19 protein-coding genes are annotated in these 22,344 nt (G+C 62.3%); 4 read left to right on the forward strand and 15 right to left on the reverse strand.

All coding sequences use genetic code 11. The features are described 5' to 3' along the window. Positions 1-12: 12 nt before the first annotated feature. The 14 genes from pdeM to C4J91_RS06900 form a co-directional block, all read right to left on the reverse strand. Positions 13-663 (reverse strand): ligase-associated DNA damage response endonuclease PdeM, encoded by a 651-nt coding sequence (gene pdeM / locus C4J91_RS06835; protein WP_124361629.1) that lies wholly within the window; start codon positions 661-663, stop codon positions 13-15. After that, complete coding sequence (locus C4J91_RS06840; protein ID WP_124361630.1) at positions 663-3,143, reverse strand: ligase-associated DNA damage response DEXH box helicase; 2,481 nt, start codon at positions 3,141-3,143, stop codon at positions 663-665. Before C4J91_RS06840 ends, pdeM begins: the two co-directional genes overlap by 1 nt. 57 nt (positions 3,144-3,200) lie before the next feature. Further along, the gene (locus C4J91_RS06845; RefSeq protein ID WP_065951958.1) at positions 3,201-3,965 is read right to left on the reverse strand and encodes an ABC transporter ATP-binding protein; all 765 of its coding nucleotides are present in this window, start codon (positions 3,963-3,965) and stop codon (positions 3,201-3,203) included. 13 nt (positions 3,966-3,978) lie between these two features. Next, positions 3,979-5,097, reverse strand: a complete 1,119-nt coding sequence (locus tag C4J91_RS06850; protein ID WP_124361631.1) for a succinylglutamate desuccinylase/aspartoacylase family protein — start codon at positions 5,095-5,097, stop codon at positions 3,979-3,981. 9 nt (positions 5,098-5,106) lie between these two features. Continuing rightward, the gene (locus C4J91_RS06855) at positions 5,107-5,817 is read right to left on the reverse strand and encodes an ABC transporter permease (RefSeq protein ID WP_124361632.1); all 711 of its coding nucleotides are present in this window, start codon (positions 5,815-5,817) and stop codon (positions 5,107-5,109) included. Further along, positions 5,814-6,542 (reverse strand): ABC transporter permease, encoded by a 729-nt coding sequence (locus tag C4J91_RS06860; protein WP_124361633.1) that lies wholly within the window; start codon positions 6,540-6,542, stop codon positions 5,814-5,816. Before C4J91_RS06860 ends, C4J91_RS06855 begins: the two co-directional genes overlap by 4 nt. Before the next feature lie 57 nt (positions 6,543-6,599). Continuing rightward, entirely contained in the window at positions 6,600-7,379 is a 780-nt protein-coding gene (locus C4J91_RS06865) for a transporter substrate-binding domain-containing protein (RefSeq protein WP_122683522.1), read from the reverse strand. 310 nt (positions 7,380-7,689) lie between these two features. Then, complete coding sequence (locus C4J91_RS06870; RefSeq protein WP_124361634.1) at positions 7,690-9,324, reverse strand: ATP-dependent DNA ligase; 1,635 nt, start codon at positions 9,322-9,324, stop codon at positions 7,690-7,692. Beyond that, positions 9,321-10,325 (reverse strand): ligase-associated DNA damage response exonuclease, encoded by a 1,005-nt coding sequence (locus C4J91_RS06875; RefSeq protein WP_124361635.1) that lies wholly within the window; start codon positions 10,323-10,325, stop codon positions 9,321-9,323. The genes C4J91_RS06870 and C4J91_RS06875 overlap by 4 nt, the downstream gene beginning before the upstream one ends. A gap of 299 nt (positions 10,326-10,624) precedes the next feature. After that, complete coding sequence (locus C4J91_RS06880) at positions 10,625-13,066, reverse strand: penicillin acylase family protein (protein ID WP_124361636.1); 2,442 nt, start codon at positions 13,064-13,066, stop codon at positions 10,625-10,627. Between the two features lie 222 nt (positions 13,067-13,288). Beyond that, positions 13,289-13,495 (reverse strand): SEC-C metal-binding domain-containing protein, encoded by a 207-nt coding sequence (locus C4J91_RS06885; RefSeq protein ID WP_124361637.1) that lies wholly within the window; start codon positions 13,493-13,495, stop codon positions 13,289-13,291. Beyond that, the gene (locus C4J91_RS06890) at positions 13,492-13,974 is read right to left on the reverse strand and encodes an LEA type 2 family protein (RefSeq protein WP_124361638.1); all 483 of its coding nucleotides are present in this window, start codon (positions 13,972-13,974) and stop codon (positions 13,492-13,494) included. The genes C4J91_RS06885 and C4J91_RS06890 overlap by 4 nt, the downstream gene beginning before the upstream one ends. A 22-nt stretch (positions 13,975-13,996) precedes the next feature. Next, positions 13,997-14,467, reverse strand: a complete 471-nt coding sequence (locus tag C4J91_RS06895) for a YchJ family protein (protein ID WP_124361639.1) — start codon at positions 14,465-14,467, stop codon at positions 13,997-13,999. Positions 14,468-14,471: 4 nt separating this feature from the next. Continuing rightward, positions 14,472-14,969, reverse strand: a complete 498-nt coding sequence (locus C4J91_RS06900; protein ID WP_124361640.1) for a DUF6231 family protein — start codon at positions 14,967-14,969, stop codon at positions 14,472-14,474. Between the two features lie 174 nt (positions 14,970-15,143). On the opposite strand from C4J91_RS06900, the gene C4J91_RS06905 reads away from it, so the two are divergent. Then, entirely contained in the window at positions 15,144-15,902 is a 759-nt protein-coding gene (locus C4J91_RS06905; protein ID WP_124361641.1) for a collagen-like protein, read from the forward strand. Positions 15,903-15,988: 86 nt separating this feature from the next. Here C4J91_RS06905 and C4J91_RS06910 read toward each other — a convergent pair whose 3' ends face one another. Beyond that, positions 15,989-16,453, reverse strand: coding sequence for a CopD family protein (locus tag C4J91_RS06910; protein ID WP_124361642.1), 465 nt, complete (start codon positions 16,451-16,453; stop codon positions 15,989-15,991). 98 nt (positions 16,454-16,551) lie between these two features. Between C4J91_RS06910 and dinG the strand changes: the two genes are divergently transcribed. From dinG to C4J91_RS06925, 3 genes are all read left to right on the forward strand, one after another. Continuing rightward, positions 16,552-18,696, forward strand: coding sequence for an ATP-dependent DNA helicase DinG (gene dinG / locus C4J91_RS06915; protein ID WP_124361643.1), 2,145 nt, complete (start codon positions 16,552-16,554; stop codon positions 18,694-18,696). An 89-nt stretch (positions 18,697-18,785) separates the two neighbouring features. Further along, entirely contained in the window at positions 18,786-21,095 is a 2,310-nt protein-coding gene (locus C4J91_RS06920; RefSeq protein WP_124361644.1) for a beta-galactosidase, read from the forward strand. Positions 21,096-21,177: 82 nt separating this feature from the next. Next, positions 21,178-22,323, forward strand: coding sequence for a serine hydrolase domain-containing protein (locus tag C4J91_RS06925; protein WP_124365118.1), 1,146 nt, complete (start codon positions 21,178-21,180; stop codon positions 22,321-22,323). Positions 22,324-22,344: the final 21 nt, after the last annotated feature.

Here is a 22,344-nt window from a genome sequence, read left to right on the forward strand (position 1 = left end):
CACGCCTGTGCGTCACTGAACCGGCCAGACCTCATGATCGCCGATCACAAAGATTCGGCGCTCATCGTCCAGCTCCACGGCGTAACCGCCGGTAAAGGCGCCAAACGCCGGCAGCAGGCTGACGCGCTTGCCAATCTGGAAACACGGCAGGCGCAGGCTCTGGCGGCCCTTGCCGCGCAAGCGATACACCGGATGGACATGCCCCGCCAGCACATGATGGTCGGGGTGGGTGTCCGGTTCGTGCTGTAGCGCGAATGGCCCTATCAATAGTGGCTCCGTCACTACCTCGATGTTCAGATCGGCAGGCGGATCGCCTGCGCGTTGATCGTGATTGCCGCGAATCAACGTGATCGGCAACTCAGTGTGGCGCGCTCGCCAGGCCCTGAGTGCGCCCAGGGTGCCGCTGGCGTGGGAGCCTGGGCCGTGGAGGAAATCTCCGAGGAAGATCACCCGAGCGCAGGCAAAGGCCGCCAGCAACCGATCCAGGCGCTGCAGGTTTTCGCTCGTAGTGCCCTGGGGCACGGGTTGCCCGAGGCTGCGATAGGCCGAGGCCTTGCCGAAGTGAGCGTCGGCGATCAGCAGGTATTGGCGCGCCGGCCAGTACACCGCCTTGTCCGCCAGCAGCCACAATTGCTCACCCTCAAGCGTTACCGAACACACCATCAAGCGTTCCCTCTGTCCGCGACTTTTTCCAGGTCCTTGACCATCCGCGCAATGCGCTCCGAGAGTTTTTCCGAACTCAGGCTTTCGCGCATCCGCTCCACCAGCAGCGGAAAGGCCAGGGGGGTTGGCCGCTGGATCATATGCAGGTCCAGTTGCAGCGCCGACAAGCGAAGCAATGTCTCTTCCAGGCGCTGAATGTCCAGTTCGTTGCGCAGGACTTCTTCCCCTGCCTGGGTCAGCAGCAGATTGTGCGGATCATATTGTTTGAACACTTCGAAGAACAGGCCACTGGAGGCCTGCACCTGCCGGGTGCTTTTCGGTGCACCGGGGTAACCGGCGAACACCAGCCCGGCGATGCGTGCGATTTCGCGAAAGCGCCGCAACGCCAGCTCACCGGCGTTGAGGCTGGCTGCCACGTCCGTGAGTAAATCCTGTGAGCTGAGCAGCGCCTCGTTCAACAACTCGGGCCAGTGCACCTCGGTGGCGCTCAGCAACTCCAACCCATAATCGTTGACTGCAATGGAAAAGGTCACGGGTTGCTGCCGGCTGACTCGCCACGCCAGCAGACTCGCCAGCCCCAGATGCACCTGACGCCCGGCGAAGGGGTAGAGAAACAGGTGCCAGCCTTCGCGCGACTTGAGAAACTCCGCCAGCAAGTGATCACGGGTCGGCAGGCCGGACCAACGCAGTTGTGTCAGCAGCAATGGCTGCACCGCCTGCATCTCCGGGCCGTCGAAGCGCCCCTGGGCCGCTGCGTCGAAGCGCTCGATCACCGCCTGCGCCAGCTCGTTGGAAAGTGGCATGCGCCCGCCATTCCAGCGCGGCACGGCGGCTTTTTTCGCGGTGCTGCGGCGCACGTACGCGGTCATGTTTTCCACGCGCACCAACTCGAGCAGGCGTCCGGCGAACAGAAAGCCGTCGCCCGGCTTGAGTCGCGCAATAAAACCTTCCTCGACACTGCCGAGGTTTTTGCCGCCACCGCCCTTGCTCCAGTACTTCAGGTGCATACTCGCATCGCTGACAATGGTGCCCACGCTCATGCGATGGCGGCGCGCCAGTCGCGCATCGGGAACGCGCCAGATGCCCTGTTCGTCGGGTTCTACGCGGCGGTAATCCGGGTAAGCGGTGAGCGACAGTCCGCCATGGCGCACAAAGGCCAGGGCCCAGGTCCAATCGGCGTCGGTAAGATCGCGGTAGGCCCAGGCCCCGCGGACCTCCGCCAGCAGCGCATCCGGAGTAAACCCGCCGCCCAGGGCCATGCTGACCAGATGTTGCACCAGCACATCCAAGGGTTTGTGGGGCGATTCGCGGGCTTCGATGCGTCGCTGGGCAATCGCATCCTTTGCGGCGGCGGCTTCCACCAGCTCCAGGCTGTGGGTTGGCACCAGGGTCACCCGTGATGGCCGCCCCGGTGCATGCCCCGAGCGGCCGGCGCGTTGCATCAGGCGCGCCACACCTTTGGCCGAGCCGATCTGCAACACCCGCTCCACCGGCAGGAAATCCACGCCCAGGTCCAGGCTGGAGGTGCACACCACCGCCTTGAGTTGGCCGTCTTTGAGCGCACGTTCCACCCAGTCCCGGGTCTCGCGCGACAGCGAACCGTGATGCAGCGCAATCAGGCCGGCCCATTCCGGCCTGGCCTCCAGCAGCGCCTGGTACCAGATTTCCGACTGCGCCCGGGTATTGGTGAACACCAGGCAACTGCTGCTGGCGTCTACTTCGGCCACCACTTGCGGGAGCATTTTCAAACCGATATGGCCGGCCCAGGGAAAGCGTTCGGCGATGGGCGGCAGCAGTGTGTCAACCAGCAACTGTTTGGGCGATTGCCCCTGCACGTTGACGCCGCCACCCTGTGGGACCAATACATCCAGCGCGTGGGCCTGATTGCCCAAGGTCGCGGAAATGCCCCAGACCAGCAAGTCGGGATGCCAGCGTCGCAGCCGTGCCAACGCCAGTTGCAGTTGCACACCGCGCTTATTGCCGATCAGTTCATGCCATTCGTCCACTACCACCATGCGCAGATGCGCCAGGCTGACCTCACTGTCGGCGCGCGTAAGCATCAGCGTCAGGCTTTCCGGGGTGGTAATCAGCGCTGTGGGCTGGCGGCGGGTCTGACGGGCGCGTTCGCCGCTGCTGGTGTCGCCCGTGCGCAGGCCAACGCTCCAGGGGATCTGCAAGGCCGCCAGCGGCGCCTCAAGCGCGCGTGCGGTGTCGGCGGCCAAGGCGCGCATCGGTGTGATCCACAATACGGTCAGGGGTTCGGCCGGCGCCTTGCGCTTGCCGGTTGCGGGCGGGCGCGTGATGGCGAAACGATTGAGGGCGGCGAACCACAGCGCGTAGGTTTTACCCGCGCCGGTATTGGCATGCAGCAAGCCGGATTGACCGTCCTTGACGGCCTTCCACACTTCTTTCTGGAATGCGAACGCACGCCAGCCACGGGTGGCAAACCATTGTTTTGCGAATTCGACGGGTTTTGCCATGCGGCAGCTGACGCTCTGGAGGCTCTATTGCACAGACCCTCCAGGCGTCACAAAGGTTTACTTCAAGTTGCCGCTCAAAAACTGCTGCAGGCGCTCGCTCTTCGGATTGCCCAGCACGTCCGCCGGCGCACCTTGCTCTTCCACCCGGCCTTGGTGCAGGAACAGCACCTGGCTGGAAACCTTGCGCGCAAAGCTCATTTCGTGGGTCACCATGATCATGGTGCGGCCTTCCTCAGCCAGGCCCTGGATGACCTTCAATACTTCACCGACCAACTCCGGGTCCAGTGCCGAGGTGGGTTCGTCGAACAGCATCACCTCGGGCTCCATCGCCAACGCGCGGGCAATCGCTACCCGTTGCTGCTGGCCGCCGGACAGGAACGCCGGGTATTGATCGGCCACCCGCGCGGGCAGGCCGACTTTGTCCAGGTAGCGCCGAGCGCGGTCTTCGGCGTCTTTCTTGCTGCACCCCAGCACCCGGCGCGGCGCCATGGTGATGTTTTCCAGCACGCTCATATGGCTCCACAGGTTGAAGTGCTGGAAGACCATCGCCAGTCGCGTGCGCAAGCGCTGCAACTCGGCATCGTCGGCCACGCGCATGCCGTGGCGGTCGCTGACCATGCGGATGGTTTGACCGTCCAGGGTCATGGCGCCGTCGTTGGGCGTTTCCAGGAAGTTGATGCAGCGCAGGAAGGTGCTCTTGCCCGAGCCGCTGGCGCCGATCAGGCTGATCACGTCACCGGTCCTGGCCTTGAGCGAGACACCTTTGAGCACCTCATTGTCGCCATAGCTTTTATGCAGGCCTTCAACGGTCAATTTGTACATGGGGCGTGCATCCTCAAGGCGAAAGTAAGTAGCCGCTACGGTAGGCCTCAGTGCCGGCGACATGGCTGATCACCATCCCGGCAGTGGCCATGCGGCGTAGCGAGCGGGCGTAAAGCAGGCCGGCATGTTGGCAGTGCACGGGCGTTACGCGGTCAGTGATGGGGTCGATGATTTCTGCGATCAGTTGCCCGGCTTCCAGGTATTCCCCCGGCAAGGCACTGAACACCAGCAAGCCGCCCACCGGTGTGGTCACCGGCTCCACCCCCGCCAATGGCGTGGCCGGGTAGGGCAGCGGGGGCAGGGGCGCCGCGTCGCCTTCAATCGCACCGAAGTGAATCAGGTAATCGATGATCGCCTGGCAGTCCAGGGCCGCGAGGCCGTGGTTGACGTCGCCTTGGCCGCGCAACTCGACGGTCACGGAAAAGCTGCCCAGGGGGATCGGGAAGCGCGCGCCGAAGCGTTGCCGCAACTGCCACCACACCAGGGTGAAACATTCATCAAAGGACTGCCCGCCGGAGTCGGTGGCCAGCAGGTTGGCCTCCGAGCCCAGGTAACGCGCCAACGGTTCCACCTGTGGCCAGGCCTCAGGCGTGGTGTAGAGGTGCGCCACGGCTTCGAAATCGCAATGCAGGTCCAGCACCATGTCGGCATCGCACGCCAGGCGTTGCAGCACCAGGCGTTGGGATTGCAATTGCGTCGACGCGGTTTGCCTGGCGAGGGCGTCGGATAACGCGGTGCGGATCAATCGGGCGTTGTGCTGGGGGTCATCGCTCAGCGAGTCTTCAACCTGATCACCGACTGCGTCGCTGAGGTCGACGAACAGGCGATTGAAATTCTGCCCGCTTTCCAGCTCGTAGCGGCCCAGAGGGATGTCCATCAGCACCTGTTCCAGCCCCACCGGATTGGCGACCGGCACCAGGGCGATTTCGCTGCGCAAGCGCCCGGCGGCAGCCAATTGGGCCAGGCGCGCCTTCAGGTGCCAGGCCACCAGCATGCCCGGCAGTTCATCGGCATGCAGGGACGATTGGATGTAAATCTTGCGGTCGGCCTGTTCCGGGCCGAAATGGAAACTGTGAATCTGCCGCGCTGTGCCAGGCACCGGCGCAATCAGGTCATGTTGCTGATGACGCATGAAAGCTCCTTAATGGCTCGGCCCGAGGAAGGCCAGCCAGCGGCGTTCGGCCAATCGGAACAGGCCGACCAGAGCGAAGGTCACGGCCAGGTAGATCAAGGCGGCGATGCCGAACGATTGAAAGGTCATGAAGGTGGCCGAGTTGGCGTCCCTGGCGACTTTGAGGATGTCCGGGATGGTGGCGGTGAACGCCACGGTGGTCGAATGCAGCATCAGGATCACTTCGTTGCTGTAGTAGGGCAACGAACGGCGCAGCGCCGACGGCATGATCACATAGGCATACAACTTCCAACCGCTCAACCCGTAGGCCTTGGCCGCTTCGACTTCGCCGTGGGCCATGCTGCGGATTGCCCCGGCGAAAATTTCTGTGGTGTAGGCGCAGGTGTTGAGGGCGAAGGCCAGGATCGTGCAGTTCATCGCATCGCGAAAGAACGCATCGAGCACCGGTTGCGCACGCACGGCGGCGATGCTGTAGATGCCGGTGTAGCAAATCAGCAACTGAATGTAGAGCGGCGTGCCGCGAAACAGGTAGGTGTAGAACTGCACCGGCCAGCGCACCAGGCGCCTGCGCGAGACACGGGCGATAGACAGTGGAATCGACACCACAAACCCAATCACCAGGGCCGCGCTGAGCAGCCACATAGTCATGGCCAGGCCGGTGATGTGCTGGCCGTCGCTATAAAGGAAGGGGCGCCAGTATTCCTGCAAAAGCTCGATCATCGCACGGCCTCCCGTGAGCCTGCGGAGTAGCGCCGTTCAAGACGACGCAGGACGAAGTTGGACGCGCTGGTGATCAACAGGTAGATCAGCGCGGCGAGTACCAGGAAGTAGAACAGTTGGTAGGTGCTCTTGCCGGCATCCTGGGCGGCTTTCACCAGGTCGGCCAGGCCGATGATCGACACCAGGGCGGTGGCCTTGAGCATCACCATCCAGTTATTGCCGATGCCCGGCAGGGCAAAGCGCATCATCTGCGGGAAGGTCACGTAGCGAAACCGTTGCCCGCGCTTGAGCCCGTAGGCGGTGGCAGCTTCCAGCTGGCCGCGGGGCACGGCGAGAATCGCGCCGCGAAAAGTCTCGGTGAAATAGGCACCGTAGATAAAACCCAGGGTGATGACCCCGGCGCTGAATGGGTCGATCTCGATGTACTCCCATTCCATAACGTCGGTCAGGCCGGTCAGCCAGGTTTGCAGGCTGTAGAAAATCAGCAGCATCAACACCAGGTCGGGTACGCCGCGAATCAAGGTGGTGTAGAGCTGGGCGGGGATACGCAGGAAGGGCAGGCTGGACAGTTTCGCGCTGGCGCCGAGCAGGCCCAGTAACACGCTGACGGCCAGGGACAGCACCGACAATTTAAGGGTCATCCAGGTGCCTTGCAGCAACAGCGGGCCGAAACCCTTCAAGCTGAACGCGCTCAGCCCGAGGGTTTGCAACAGATCTTCGAACATAAATCAGGACCTATGGCGATAAAAAAGCGCCCCTTCAAAAAAGGGGCGCCCCAGGCATTATTTGCCGCTGTACAGGTTCAGATCGCCAAAGTGTTTCTTCTGAATAGTGGCGTAGGTGCCATCATCGTGTAACGCTTTGATACCTTTATCCAAAAGAGCCTTGAGCTCAGTGTTACCTTTTTTGATACCGATCGCGGTTTTCGACGGCAGCAGCGGGTCATCGATTGCTGCGCTGACTTCGTATCCAGCACCGGCTGGGGACTTCAGAAAACCCAGTTCAGCCTGCAGCATATCCTGCACGGAGGCATCGAGACGGCCGGACGTCAGGTCCGCATACACCTGATCCTGGTTGGCGTAGGCCTTGGTGGTCACGCCGGCCTTGTCCAGCACAGCCTTGGCGTAGGCTTCCTGGATGGTGCCTTGCTCGTAGCCCACGGTTTTGCCCTTGAGCGACTCCGGCGTCGAGTACCCGGCGCCTTTCTTGAACACCAGCGAGGTTGGCCCCGAGAACAGCTCGTTGGAGAAGTCGATCGCCTTCTCACGTACCGGGGTCACGGTCATGGACGAAATCACACCGTCGAACTTGTTGGCTTTCAGGCCGGGAATCATGCCGTCGAAATCGCTTTCAACCCATTTGCATTTGACCTTCAGCTCTGCACAAATGGCATTGCCCAGGTCGATGTCGAAGCCCACCAGGCTGCCGTCGGCGGCTTTGGATTCGAACGGCGCGTAGGACGGATCGACACCGAAACGCAATTCCTTGTATTCCTTGGCGGTTGCAACACCTGCAGCCATGCACAGAGCCAGTGCAGAAAGGGTCAGCAATGCTTTTTTCATTATGTATTCCCTGGAAACCAAGATAAGCGCTTGTGGCGCATTTAGGACTGTTACTGAACGGTGTCAGACGGATCCCAAGTAGCAATTTCTGCACCATAGTTCCGAATGATCGTTTTAAAAGGTGGGATGAGGGATTTCTGAGCGTAGGAAATGCCCATTAGCGGGCACTGATAGAGTAGTGCACCATTTAGGATCGAACGGAAATCCAAATGTGGGAGGGGGCTTGCCCCCGATGGCGGTGTGTCAGTCACAGCATCTGCGTCTGACCCACTGCTATCGGGAGCAAGCCCCCTCCCACATTTGAACTGGGTCAGGCCAGTAAGTCCTGCAGCGTGGCGAGATTGTCGGCTTCCTCCACCGGTTTGTCCTGGCGCCAACGCAACATCCGTGGGAACCGCACCGCAATTCCGCTTTTATGCCGCTTGGACAGGGCGATGCCTTCGAAACCCAACTCAAACACCATGCTCGGCGTAACGCTGCTGACCGGGCCGAATTTTTCCACCGTGGTTTTGCGCACAATCGCGTCGACCTTGCGCATTTCTTCGTCAGTCAGCCCGGAATAGGCCTTGGCGAACGGCACCAGGGTGCGCTCGCTGCCCGGCGGGCCGTCCCACACCGCGAAGGTGTAATCGCTGTACAGGCTGGCGCGCCGACCGTGGCCGCGCTGAGCGTAGATCAACACCGCGTCGACGCTGAACGGGTCGACCTTCCACTTCCACCACAGGCCCATATCCTTGGTGCGGCCCACGCCGTAGAGGCCTTTGCGGTCCTTGAGCATCATGCCTTCCACACCCAGGCTGCGGGAGGCTTCGCGCTGCTCGGCCAACGCCTGCCAGGTTGGCCCCTCAAGCAGCGGCGAGGGCAATAACACCGGTTGGTTACACGCTGCGATCACGCTTTCGAGCTGCGCACGCCGTTCAGCCAGAGTGTGGTTGCGCCAGTCGTCGCCTTGAAACTCCAGCAGGTCATAGGCAAGCACCGCCACCGGCGCATCCTCCAGTACCTTTTTACTCAGGGTTTTGCGGCCGATCCGTTGCTGCAGCAGGGCGAAGGGTTGCACCGCGTCCTTCCAGACCACGATCTCACCGTCGATCACCGTGCCATCCGGCAAGCCACTGACCAGGCTGTGCAGCTCGGGGAAACGCTCGGTCACCAGCTCTTCGCCGCGCGACCACACCCACAGGCGCCCCTCACGCTTGACCAGTTGCGCGCGAATGCCATCAAACTTCCATTCCACCTGCCAGTCGGCGGGGGAGCCGAGCAGGGCATCGAACTGCTCCAGCGGTTGCGCCAAGCCGTGGGCGAGAAAAAACGGATAGGGCTGACCGCCACGTTGCGCATGTTCGTCGGACGATTCGGCGGCGATCAACTTGAGGTAGCCCGCAGCCGTAGGGCGATTGGACAAATCGGTGTAGCCCACCAGCCGTTGCGCCACGCGCTTGCTGTCGAGCCCGGCCATGGCGGCAAGCGCGCGGGTCACCAGCAGCTTGGACACGCCCACGCGAAAGCTGCCGGTGATCAACTTGATGCACACCATCAGGCTCGGTTGATCCAGCTGCGCCCACAGCGCAGGCAGGCGTTCGGCCAGTTCAGCAGGCGCAAGGCCGCGCAGCGGCAGCAGTTTTTCTTCCAGCCACACCGCCAGGCCGTCTTCGGAGGTGTAGGTCGATTCGGGTAGCAGCAGGGAAATCGTCTCGGCCAGGTCGCCGACGGACTGGTAACTCTCTTCGAACAACCACGGCTCGATGCTCGCCGCTTGCGTCGCCATATCCCTCAGCAGACGGGTCGGTACCAGTTGCCGCGGCCGCCCCCCGGAGAGGAAGTACACCGCCCATGCCGCATCCTGCGGCGGTGCCTGCTGAAAATAGTCTTGCAGCGCCGCGAGCTTGGCGTTGCTGGAGGTCGTCGCGTCGAGGTTGGCGTACAGCTCGGCGAAGGCTTTCATGCGCTGGCCTCCTCTTCGTCATCGCCATATTCGGTGCTGAAACCCTGGGCATCCAGGCCTTTTTCGCGCAGATGGCGCACCAGTACGCCGACCGAGCCGTGGGTGACCATCACCCGTTCGGCGCCGGTCTGTTCGATGGCCCACAACAGTCCGGGCCAATCGGCGTGGTCCGACAGCACAAAGCCACGGTCGACCCCGCGCCGCCGCCGAGTCCCGCGCAGGCGCATCCAGCCGCTGGCGAACGCGTCGCTGTAATCGCCAAAGCGGCGTATCCAAGTGCTGCCGCTGGTGGAGGGCGGGGCGATGATCAAGGCCTGGCGCAGCAGCGGGTCGTTTTTTTTGAAGTCGCCGGCGTACAGCGTTTCCGGAATGTACACCCCGGCTTCGCGGTACACCCGGTTCAACGGCTCGACGGCGCCATGGCTGAGGATCGGGCCGATGCTGGCATCGATGCCATGCAGAATGCGCTGGGCCTTGCCGAAGGAATAGCAGAACAGCACGCTGGCTTTGCCGGCGGCGATATTGGCCTGCCACCAGTCATTAATGCCGGCAAAAATCTGCGCCTGCGGCTGCCAGCGGTAGATCGGCAGGCCAAAGGTTGATTCGGTAATGAAGGTGTGGCAGCGCACCGGTTCGAACGGCGCGCACGTGCCGTCGGGTTCAACCTTGTAGTCGCCGGACGCGACCCAGACTTCGCCCTGGTATTCCAGGCGCACCTGGGCTGAGCCCAACACATGCCCGGCCGGATGAAAACTCAAGGTCACACCGTGGTGCACCAACTGTTCGCCGTAGGCCAGGGTTTGCAGGTTGATGTTCTGGCCCAGGCGCGAACGCAGGATGCCTTCGCCGGGGGCGGCGGCCAGGTAATGTTGATTGCCGGTGCGGGCGTGGTCGCCGTGGGCATGGGTGATGACGGAGCGTTCCACCGGGCGCCAGGGGTCGATGTAGAAATCCCCGGCGGGACAATAGAGGCCTTCGGGTCGGGCAATGACAAGGTCCATGGGGTGACCGAGGAGGTGGGCTTATCATTTAGGAGGATATGACGGTGGGAGAAGTTCTATCTGAATGCATGGGGTCCAAATGTGGGAGGGGGCTTGCTCCCGATGGCAGGATGTCAGCCACTGATGTAGTGGCTGATCTATCGCTTTCAAGGATCGTTCCCACGCTCCCGCGTGGGAGTGCAACCCGTGACGCTCTGCGTCACCTGTGCACTGTAGCTGAAACTTAGCTCGGTTCGCGCGACGCGGAGCGTCGCAAAAGGCATTCCCACGCAGAGCGTGGGAACGATCAGAGCGCCGGGTTACTTGCCAGGTGTCAGGGTCAACCTGGTCTTGCCATACACCTTGTCAAAGTTCTGCGGCTGCATCGGGAAACTCAGGTATTGCGCCTTGAGCGACGGGTCGATGCCGTTGGCATAGTTCGGGCTGGCCGGGTTGCCGGACTGGCCGGTGCCGCCCTGGCCCATCATCGGTTCCGGCTGGCCGAAGTCGACAATCATGCGCAACGCCGACGTCTGGGCCGCGTTGAAGTCCTGCCCCCAGCGGTACGGTGCCGGGTTCAGGGTGTTGTGGTCGCCACCACTGGCCAACGGGCCACGGATCACCTGGCCGCTGGTGGTTTTCCAGGTGGTGGTGTGCAGCTTGCCCCATTGCCAGGCCTTGTGATCAGCGCCCAGCAAGCTGTCGCCGGTGCTGATCGTGGCGGCCAGAGTGCGTGCGAGGATCGCCGGCTTGTCTTCTTTGTGCGGCGTGCGCGTGTCATCCCACAGCGGGCTGTCTTCACGGCCCAGCAAATGGTCTGCGGTGGCTGAGTAGGACAGGCTGGCGTTGCTGACAAAGGCTTTCCAGCTGGCGCTCTGCTCCGGACCGAGTTTGTCGAGGAAGATCTGTCTGGCGCTCTCTTGCAGGAACAGCTCGTAGAGCGTCGCGTCGGCGGACGTTGGCGCAAGGCGACCATCGAAGGCCATCAGGCGGCCCAGTGCTTCGCGCGCCTTGGCCTGTTCGGCCGCAGGCAGCGCATCGATTGCCTGTTTCAGCGGCTGAGCCATGCCCGGCGCCTGGAACATGCCTTTGAGTTTGGCGGCAAAGAGGGTGGTCTGGTCGTATTGCATGGCGATCAGACTGCGGCTGTCATGCTTGCCAGCATTGGCCAGTTGCGCCAGGCGCTCGCTGCGCTCCGGCGCATCCCAGGAATTGGACAGCTGCATGCCATAGCCACGCGGTGCGGTGCGCTGGTTGGCGGTGCCGATCCAGCCTTGCGCCGGGTCCTGGTCATAGGGATGCAGCATGGCGTCGGCGTAACCGTCCCAGTCAAAGCGCGTGTCCCAGCCCGGCGAGGGCAGCAGGCCTTCACCTTCGCGGCGGTTGGGGAAGCGGCCGGTGACTTGCCAGCCGATGTTGCTGGCGTCGGCGAAGATCATATTCAACGCAATGGCGCGAATTTCTCGGGTCGCGTCCGAGGCCTTACCGGCGTTTTGCGCGCGGGACAGGTCGAAGAACGCATCCAGGCTCTTGTCGTCCTTCAAATCAGCGGTTTGCAGGGCCAGGCCATAACCGCTGGTGAGGGCCTGGCTGCTGTTGAGCAAGGCGCCGTGGCGGGTTTCGTACACCACGTCGCGAATCGAGCGTTGACCTTTGATGAAGAAGGTCTCGTTACGCACACCGGCCGGTAGCCATTTTCCGTTGTTCTCGTAGTACAACGCGCTGCCCTGGCGTTTGACCTTCTCCAGGAACAGGTCTTGGGTATCTCCCTTGACCGCGCTCATGCTCCACGCGACCTTGCCGTTGAAGCCCGACAGCAGGGTCGGCAGGCCGGCAATCGACGCGCCGGCCGCCTGATATTTCGGGGCACGGATCTGCACATAGCTCCAAGGTGACGGCGCTTGCGGCTGGGCGGCGAGGTCGTTGGCCAGCAGGCTTTTGCCGCTGCGGCTGCGTTGCGGCCCGATGGCCCAGTTGCTGGACGTGGTCACGCCCAGGGCGTTGAGGCTGTTGAGTTGCTGGCTGACCGTGTCCAACCCGGCGAGGCCGGTGATCTGGCTCAGGTTCACGCCCTTGAACTTATCGGCTTCGGCCAGCGGGATCGCCTCGTCCGGCGCGCTTGGGATAAGCCAGGCGAGCTTGTCGACACCGACTTTCTGCGCCAGCACCAGCGACGAAATTTCTTCCTGCAGGTTGCTCGACTCGCTGAAATTCAGCAGGCAGAACAGCAGCGCCGAATCTTCCGGTTTCCAGTACTCAGGCTTGTAGCCGGTCTGGGCCAGGTCTGTCGGCAGCTTGTCGCGGTAGCGGAATAGGTAGGCGTTAACGCCTCGTGCGTAGACTTCAAAGAACCGCTTGAGCCGTGGCGATGAGGCGTTGTACAGCTCGCCGGCGCTCTTTTTAAGGTTGACCGCTCGCATGAAACGGTCGACATCGAGTACCTCAGGGCCGGACATTTCCGCCAGACGGCCCTGGGCCAGCAGCCGCAGGGTGACCATCTGGGTGATCCGGTCGCTGGCGTGCACATAACCGAGGCTGAACAGCGCGTCGTGGAAGGTGTTGCTTTCAATCAGCGGCATGCCCTGGGCATTACGGCGTATCGACACGTTTTGCGCCAAGCCCTTGATCGGCTGTACGCCGGCGGCGGGGGGCAGGGTGTCCTGGGTGCTCTGGAGCTGGCAACCGGCCAGGCTTAACGCACTGGCCACTGCCGCGGCAACGCCGAACCGGGGAAGAAAATGTGTAAGGGCTGGCGAGGCCATGGCAAAGCTCCTGCGGGGGGTAGCGTCATTAAAGGCGCTACGTTAGTGAGCGCGGCGAAACGACGCAAGCGGGAGTTTTGTAATTACGTGAGTACTCAGGCTTATGCGCAAATCAATGTGGGAGGGGGCTTGCTCCCGATAGCGGTGTATCAGTCGACATAGGCATCGACTGGATGACCGCTATCGGGAGCAAGCCCCCTCCCACATTGGATATTGGGTAGCTTAAGCGCCGTGGCACTTCTTGAATTTTTTCTCGCTGCCGCAGGGGCAAGGGTCGTTGCGACCAACATCTTTCAAGGCGTTGCGCACCGGCTCCTGGTGAGCGTGGCCGCAGTTCGGGCCGTGGACATGGCCGTGGTCGTGATCATGGTGATCGTGACCATGATCGTGGTTGCAGTCAGGACCATGGACATGGGGTTGCTGAGTCATCGATGTCGCTCCGGAATAAAATCGCCGGGGATTATCTCGCCATTGTGGGCCACCTGCACGTCATTACCGATGAATAATCCGGTTTTCAGCTCGCCTTCCAGGCGATAGGGCACGGGGCGGTCGGGATTTTTCAGCATCTGCACTACATCGCGTATGCGTGGCCACAGGTTGGTGCGCACCGACACCCGGAAGAATTTATGACTGCGCGGCGGCACGGTCAGCCATTCGTTGGACTCACCTTCGGTCAGCACCAGATCGCCAAGGGTGACCTTGTAGATCAGGCCACGCACGGTCAGGTCAGCGTCGTCGCGGTTGTCCACGCGAAAGTAGAGCTTGAACTTCTGCTCCAGCAGCTTGGCCCGCACCACTTCGACATTCACCAGGGAGACGTGGGGCGGCGGCGAATCGTCTTCGAACCACGAGGCGCAGCCGGTCAGGCCCAGGGTTAACGCCAGCATCAAGCTGAAGGTGCGAAGCATTGGCGTTATCCCTGTCAGGTCGTTAAAAGTAGCTGGAACAGCACTTCTTGAATTTCTGTCCGCTGCCACACAAACATACATCATTACGCCCGGCCTTCACCTCCACCGTCGGATCGATGAAGTACCAGTGCCCCTCGTTCTGTACGAAAGAAGAGCGTTCACGGTGGCTGTGTTCACCAGCACTGTCGTGCCAGCGCGCCGTGAACGTGACGAAGGCGTGCTCCGGCTGGCCACCGAACACCTCTGAGCTTTCCACCTCAAGGCCGAGCCAGGTGCTTTGAGCGCTCCAGGCGGCAATCGCGTTGCGATCGAGGCCCGCTTGTTGCGCCGGCAGGGTGGTGCTCACCAGATAGTCCACCAGGCCCAGCACGTAGGCGCTGTAACGCGAACGCATCAGCGCCTCGGCAGAGGGCGCCGGGTGGCCGGCGTGGTAATGGCCGCAGCAGGCGTCCAGCAGATTGCCACTGCCGCAGGGGCAAATGGATGTACTCATCGTGTTACCACCAATACTTTCCAAAATTTTCCGGATTGGCCCAGAAGCGGGCGTTGAGCCAGTCCGGCACTTGTTTATAGTCAAGCAGATCGTAGGTAAACAGCGTCAGCACTTGCTCATCACGCTGGAAACGCTCACTGGCTTGCAACGCCAGGGAGAAAAAGTCGGTTTCCTTCCAGGCGCAGGCATCCATGTCCACCAGCACCGCGATGCGGCTGGCATTGAGGTTACGGATACCGCCCAATAACCTCAGACCCAGGGGTTTGGGCAGGTATTCAAGGCAATCGACCACCAGCGCCAGGTCAAAACGCTGCGCCGCCAGGTCGGCAGGCAGTGGCCCGGGCTGCGCAACACTGACGAGCACATCGGGGTGCGCTGTTTTAAACGCATCCAGTGCCGGGAAGTGGCTGGCGCCCAACAGCAGCAGGCGTTTGGGAGCGTGCAGGTCCAACAGCGCAGCCAACGCTTGCTGGGGCGTACGGGCAGAAATTCCAGCGGTCATCGCAGATCCTCACATCAAGACCGTAGAGACTAGCGCGCCTGGGCGTGCGGGCCTAGAGCATCAGGGCAATACCGCTGGCGTTGCGAAGTTTTTTGATCCTTCACTGGCAAAGCGCCTGCAGAAGTCGTTACTGTGCGTCCAAAGAAAAATTTGAAAACACTCGGGAGCCCCATGATGCGTAAGGTTTTTCTGCTGGCCCTGTTGGTCAGCCCCGTTGCCCTGGCCCAGAGTGTCAGTGTCGAAACCAACTCGTTGATGCGCCTGCCCAGCAGCACCAGCGTGTTGCAACTGGAGCGCCTGGACGTGGCGGACTACGGCACCCTGCTGATTCCAGCCACCATCAGTCAGATCGCGGTGGAAGAACTGCATCTGGGGCGTGACGCGCGCATTGCGATTGTCCCCGGCAATACCGCGCTGCAGTTGCAGGTGCGCCAGGCTCAACTGGAGCACGGCAGCCAGATCACCTCCCGCGGCGCACCCGGCACTCATGAAAAACCGGCCAAAGCCGGGCGTGACCTGACCTTGCGTATTAATTCGCTGACGGCTGAAGAACTGTCGGTGGACGCCCGTGGTGGCGCCGGCGCCCAAGGGTACGCGGGCCTGGATGGTGCCAATGGCGTCGACCCGGGTTGCACCTGGGGTTCGGCCGGACGCGGGTTCAATGGCGATAACGGCGGCGATGGGTTGCCGGGGGCGTCGGGGGCGGCGGTGCGTATTGAGCTGGCTCAGGATTTCCCGGGTGACAAGATCAAGGTCTTGGTGGACGGCGGCGCCGGTGGTTTGGCCGGTGTAGCGGGCAAACCTGGCAAGGGCGGGCAGTCCAAGGGCTGCCTGGTGTACCGCGCCGATGGCGGCGACAAAGGCCGGCCTGGGTTGGAAGGGCAGCCGGGGCCGGCTGGGCCTGCGGGGTCTGTGACCATTCAACGGCTCTGAAGCGCCGTAGCTTCAAGCTTCAAGCTTCAAGTTTAAAGCTGCAAGTTCAAAGCTTGCAGCTTCAGGCTTGAAGCTTGGCGCTGTGCTTAGAACATTGGCCGAGCCGAAGCAATCGCCACCACCACCAACCCCACAATCAAGTTAACGCCCACTAGTTTGCGAATCTGCCCCAGCGCCGCCGCGCCCGCCGGCCAGTCCTCAGCCGCCACCGCCGCCTTCAGCGCCGGAAACTTCAATGCCTGGATGCGAACAAACAGCGCCGTCATCACCAGGTACAAGCCCATCATCACTTGCACATAACGCGGTGCGGTTTCAAAGCCGTTGAAGCGCAGGTGCAGCAGGCCGACGCCGCTGATCGGCAAAATCAGCACCGCCACCCACACCCATACAAAAAAACGTTGAAACACATTTGCCCACAGCTTCAGCCGGGCAGGGCCCTCAAGGGCCGCCATGGCGGCGGGGCGCAGGATCATCCAGGCGAAAAACATACCGCCGACCCAGATCAGGGCGGCCAATACATGCAGGGTGTAAGCGAGGCTAAACGCGGTCATTGTGGTACTCCGTTCTGCGCGGGATTAATTAGCGGGGTATGATAGCGGCCGATCCGAACCACTGAAAATTTATCCAGCGTTTTTGCGCCCGACTATCCATGATCAGCACTGAACTCAAAACTACGATCCAGGGCGCCTATACGCGTTTTCTCGAAGCCAAGAGCTTGAAACCGCGCTACGGCCAACGCCTGATGATCGCCGAAGTGGCGAAAGTCCTCGGGGATATCGACACTGACGACGAGGGGCGCCGTGCGGGCGAACCGGCGGTCGTGGCCGTCGAGGCCGGCACCGGCACCGGCAAGACCGTGGCCTACAGCCTGGCTGCGATCCCCACCGCCAAGGCCGCAGGCAAGCGCCTGGTGATCGCTACGGCGACCGTCGCACTGCAGGAGCAGATTGTCTACAAAGACCTGCCTGACCTGATGCGCAATAGCGGCTTGAGTTTTACCTTTGCCCTGGCCAAGGGGCGTGGCCGCTACATGTGCCTGTCCAAGCTCGATGTTTTGCTGCAGGAAGGCCACGCGCAGACCGCTACGGCCTCGCTGTTCGAAGAAGAAGGCTTCAAGATCGAGGTCGATGAGGCCAGCCAGAAGCTGTTCACCAGCATGATCGAGAAACTCGCGGGCAATAAATGGGACGGTGATCGCGACAGCTGGCCCACCGCCCTGGAGGATTCCGACTGGGCGCGCCTGACCACCGACCACAGCCAGTGCACCAACCGCCATTGCCCCAACTTCGGCCAGTGCGCCTTCTACAAGGCCCGCGAAGGTATGGGCAAGGTTGATGTGATCGTCACCAACCACGATATGGTGCTGGCCGACCTGGCCCTGGGCGGCGGCGCCGTACTGCCGGACCCGCGCGACACCCTGTACGTGTTCGACGAAGGCCATCACCTGCCGGACAAGGCCATCGGCCACTTCGCCCATTACACGCGCCTGCGCTCTACCGCCGACTGGCTGGAAACCACCGCCAAGAACCTCACCAAGCTGCTGGCCCAGCATCCGCTGCCCGGTGACCTGGGCAAGCTGATCGAACAGGTGCCCGAGCTGGCTCGGGAGATCAAGACCCAGCAGCAGTTCATGTTCAGCGCCTGCGAGCAGGTGGCCGATTTCAAGCCCGGCGAAGACGTGGAAGGCCGTGAGCGGCCGCGTCACCGGTTTGTTGGCGGGATGATTCCCGAGCATATGCGCGAAATGGGCATTGAACTGAAAAAAGGCTTTTCACGCCTGACCGACCTGTTCACCCGTCTTACGGACTTGCTCAAGGAAGGTATGGATGGCGAGGTCAATATCGGCATCGCCAGCAACCAGGCCGAAGAGTGGTACCCGCTGTTCGGTAGCCTGCTGTCCCGCGCCCAGGGCAACTGGGAGTTGTGGACCGCCTTTACCGTCGAAGACCCGGAAGACAACCCGCCCATGGCGCGTTGGCTGACCTTGTCGGAAAGCGGTGCACTGTTCGATATCGAGGTCAACGCCAGCCCGATCCTGGCCGCCGAAATGCTGCGCCGCAACCTGTGGAACGTGGCCTACGGCTGTCTGGTGACGTCGGCCACGCTGACCGCCCTTGGCACCTTCGACCGCTTCCGCATGCGCGCCGGCCTGCCGAAAAAGGCCGTCACTGCGGTGGTGCCGAGCCCGTTCCACCACGCCGACGCCGGCGTGCTGCGGGTGCCCGACCTCAAGGCCGACCCAAGGGACGCGCCGGCGCACACGGCGGCGATCATCCGCGACCTGCCCGGATTGGTGGAAGGCTCGCGGGGCACCCTGGTGCTGTTTTCGTCGCGCAAGCAGATGCAGGACGTGTTTGACGGCCTTGATCGCGACTGGCGTAAACAGGTGTTTATCCAGGGCAACCTGTCCAAGCAGGAAACCTTGAACAAGCACAAGGCGCGGGTCGATGGCGGTGATTCCAGCGTGTTGTTCGGCCTGGCGAGCTTTGCCGAGGGCGTGGACTTGCCCGGCGCCTACTGCGAACACGTGGTGATCGCCAAGATCCCGTTCTCGGTGCCGGACGATCCGGTCGAAGCCGCGCTGGCCGAATGGATCGAGGCCCGAGGCGGCAACCCGTTCATGGAAATCTCGGTGCCCGACGCTTCCCTGAAGCTGGTGCAGGCCTGCGGGCGCTTGCTGCGCACCGAGCAGGACCGGGGCACCATCACTTTGCTCGATCGCCGCCTGGTCACCCAGCGCTATGGCAAGGCCATCCTGAATGCCTTGCCGCCGTTCAGGCGCGAAATTTCTTAAGCCACCGTGGGCGAATTCGTCCACTGCGTGGTCTATCTCACTGTATGTCATCAGGCCAGCCATCGGCCGTTTGGGAGAACCTTGTTCGTATGATTCGCACGCTGCCCGCTCTTTTTGCCCTGCTGTTCGCTGCGCCCTTGATGGCCGCACCGGCCGGGCAACAAACTCTGTTCAACTTCGTCCGGCCCGCCGATGTGGTCAAGGTGGCGACCCAGGACGCCAGCCTGCCGCAATACAACGCCGAACAAACCCCCGAAGGCGAGGTGCTGCGCCGCATCACCTTCAACCCGGCGGCCGAGCCGAGCCTGGTGCTCAGCCCGCAAACGGGCGTGTGGGACTGGTCGCAATCGGGCGCCATGAGCCTGCGTATCCAGAGCGCCATGAACTGGGCGTTGACCCTCTACGTAAAGGTACAAAGTGCCGACGGTAAAACCCTGTTCAGCCGCATCGACTTGCCGGCCGGCCCGGCCCAGACCTTGCTGGTGCCGCTGCAAGCCCACTCGCCGCTGAGCCAGGGCATGAAGGCCGGCCCGCCGATGCCGATGACGGTGGACGGCCAGCGTGTGTTGCTGGCTGCCAGCGCCGGGGACATCGACCGCAGCCAGGTGGTGTCGGTGACGCTGTCGATGATCAAACCGAATGCCGCCCAAAGCATCCTGCTGGAGCGCTTTGGCGTGCAGGACAGCGAGCCGGTGATGAAAGCTGCCTACAGCGAACTGGTGGACGCTTACGGCCAGTCCACCCGCGCGCGCTGGCCGGAAAAAGTCAGCAACGACGAGCAGCTCAAGGCTGCGGCGGCCAAGGAGCAACAACAACTGAAGGTGTGGCTTGCCGAGCGGGACAAATCCTCCCTGGATCAGTACGGCGGCTGGAACAAGGGCCCGGCGTTCGACGCCAGCGGCTTCTTCCGCACTGAAAAGCGCGACGGTCGCTGGTATCTGGTCACACCGCAAGGCCATCCGTTCTACTCGCTGGGTGTCAACACCGTGGCCCCGGACAACAGCCAGACCTACGTGGCCGGGCGTGAGTGGATGTTTGCGGCGCTGCCCAAGGCCGGCGAGCCCTTCGACAAGTATTACGGCAGCGGCGATAACCGCACCGGCAACGGCGCGGGCGAGGGGCGTGGTTTTGGCGCAGGGCGTTGGTATGATTTTTATGGCGCCAATCTGCAGCGCACCTATGGCACTGAAACCGGCACCGACGGTTTCGACCAGAAGCGCTGGGTGACCCACACCCTTGATCGCCTGCAAGCCTGGGGCTTCAACACCGTCGGCAACTGGAGCGATCCGGACCTGGCCACGGCCGACCGCGTGCCCTACACCTTGCCGCTGTCGATTGTGGGTGACTACGCCAGCATCAGCACCGGCACCGACTGGTGGGGCGGCATGCCTGACCCGTTCGACCCACGTTTTGCCATGGCCACTGAACGCGCCGTGGCCATTGCCGCTCGCGATCATCGCGACGACCCGTGGCTGATCGGCTTCTTTGCCGACAACGAACTGGCCTGGGCCGGCCCTGGCGGCGATGCAAAATCCCGTTACGCCCTGGCCTACGGCACCCTGCGCATGACCACCGACGTACCGGCCAAGCGTGCCTTCCTCAAGCAACTGCGCGACAAATACCGCAATGAAGAAGGCCTGTCGAAAGCCTGGGGCATCCACCTGGCCGGCTGGGAACTGATGGAAGACCCTGGCTTCGAGCCGCCGATGCCTGACCCGGAGCATCCCGAAATCGAGGCTGACTTCAAGTATTTCCAGAAGACCTTCGCCGACGCCTACTTCAAGACCATCTCCGATTCGCTGAAATGGCACGCGCCCAACCAGTTGCTGCTGGGTGGGCGTTATGCGGTGAGCACCCCCGAAGCCGTGGCAGCCTGTGCCCAGTACTGCGATGTGCTGAGCTTCAACATGTACACCCTCAAGCCCCAGGACGGTTATGACTTCGCCGCCCTGCGTGCACTCGACAAGCCGGTACTGATCACCGAATTCAATTTTGGCTCGACCGACCGTGGCCCGTTCTGGGGCGGCGTCACCCAATTGGCCGCCGAAGAAGAGCGTGGCGCGGCGTACGCGGCCTTCCTCAAGCAAGCCATGGCGGAGCCGTCGATTGTCGGCGTGCACTGGTTCCAGTACCTGGACCAGCCGGTGACCGGGCGTTTGCTGGACGGTGAAAACGGCCACTTCGGCCTCGTTGGCATTACCGACGTGCCCTTTCAGGGCTTTGTCGACAGCGTGCGCAAAAGCAATCTCGCGGCGGTCGACCAGTTGGGTAAGGCGGCCGAAAAGGCCAAGGCGGCCGGCGCGGCACGCGAGAGCGAGGGCGGCCGGGCAGGCCAGGCCGGCAAAGACGCAGGCCAGGGCGCCGGGCACGCCGGCGGGCACTCCGCAAATGGGCATTGATTCGTCGTTGATGGGTTCACAAAACCCCTAATGGCTGGAACAATGTCGGCCACTTTTCATGATGTTTTTCGAGGTCGCTCAGGTGCAGATTCAGGGTCATTACGAGCTCCAGTTCGAAGCGGTACGTGAAGCGTTCGCCGCATTGTTCGATGACCCTCAGGAGCGCGGTGCCGGGCTTTGCATCCAAGTCGGCGGCGAGACGGTCGTCGACCTGTGGGCCGGCACCGCCGACAAGGACGGCGCCGAAGCCTGGCACAGCGACACGATCGTCAACCTGTTCTCTTGCACCAAGACCTTTACTGCGGTCGCTGCGCTGCAACTGGTGGCCGAAGGCAAGCTGAAGCTGGACGCGCCCGTGGCCGAGTACTGGCCGGAATTCGCGGCGGCGGGCAAGGAATCCATCACCCTGCGCCAGTTGCTCTGCCACCAGGCCGGGTTGCCGGCGATCCGCGAGATGCTGCCCGCCGAAGCCCTGTACGACTGGCAACTGATGGTCGATACCCTGGCGGCCGAAGCGCCGTGGTGGACACCCGGCCAGGGTCACGGCTACGAGGCGATCACTTATGGCTGGCTGGTCGGTGAGCTGCTGCGCCGTGCTGACGGGCGCGGGCCCGGAGAGTCCATTGTGGCTCGGGTGGCGCGGCCATTGGGATTGGATTTTCACGTCGGCCTGGCGGACGAAGAATTTTATCGTGTCGCCCATATAGCTCGCAGCAAAGGCAATATGGGCGATGCCGCGGCACAACGGTTACTTCAAGTAATGATGCGTGAACCCACGGCCATGACTACCCGTGCATTTGCCAACCCACCGTCTATTCTGACCAGCACTAATAAACCCGAGTGGCGGCGTATGCAGCAACCGGCGGCAAATGGTCACGGGAATGCACGGAGCCTGGCCGGGTTTTATAGCGGTTTATTGGACGGTAGTTTGCTCGAAAGCGACATGCTCGAACAATTGACCCGTGAACACAGTATTGGCCCGGATAAAACCTTATTGACCCAAACCCGTTTCGGCCTGGGTTGCATGTTGGACCAACCGCAGTTGCCCAATGCGACATTCGGCCTTGGCCCGCACGCCTTTGGGCATCCCGGGGCAGGGGGCTCGGTAGGATTTGCCGACCCTGAGCATGATGTAGCGTTCGGTTTCGTGACTAATACCCTGGGGCCCTATGTACTTATGGACCCACGTGCGCAGAAGTTGGTCGGAATATTGGCCGGTTGTCTATAAACCCCTTGCTGTTTCACAATT

Origin of the sequence: Pseudomonas sp. R3-52-08 (assembly GCF_003851745.1) — a bacterium.
Lineage (GTDB): Bacteria > Pseudomonadota > Gammaproteobacteria > Pseudomonadales > Pseudomonadaceae > Aquipseudomonas.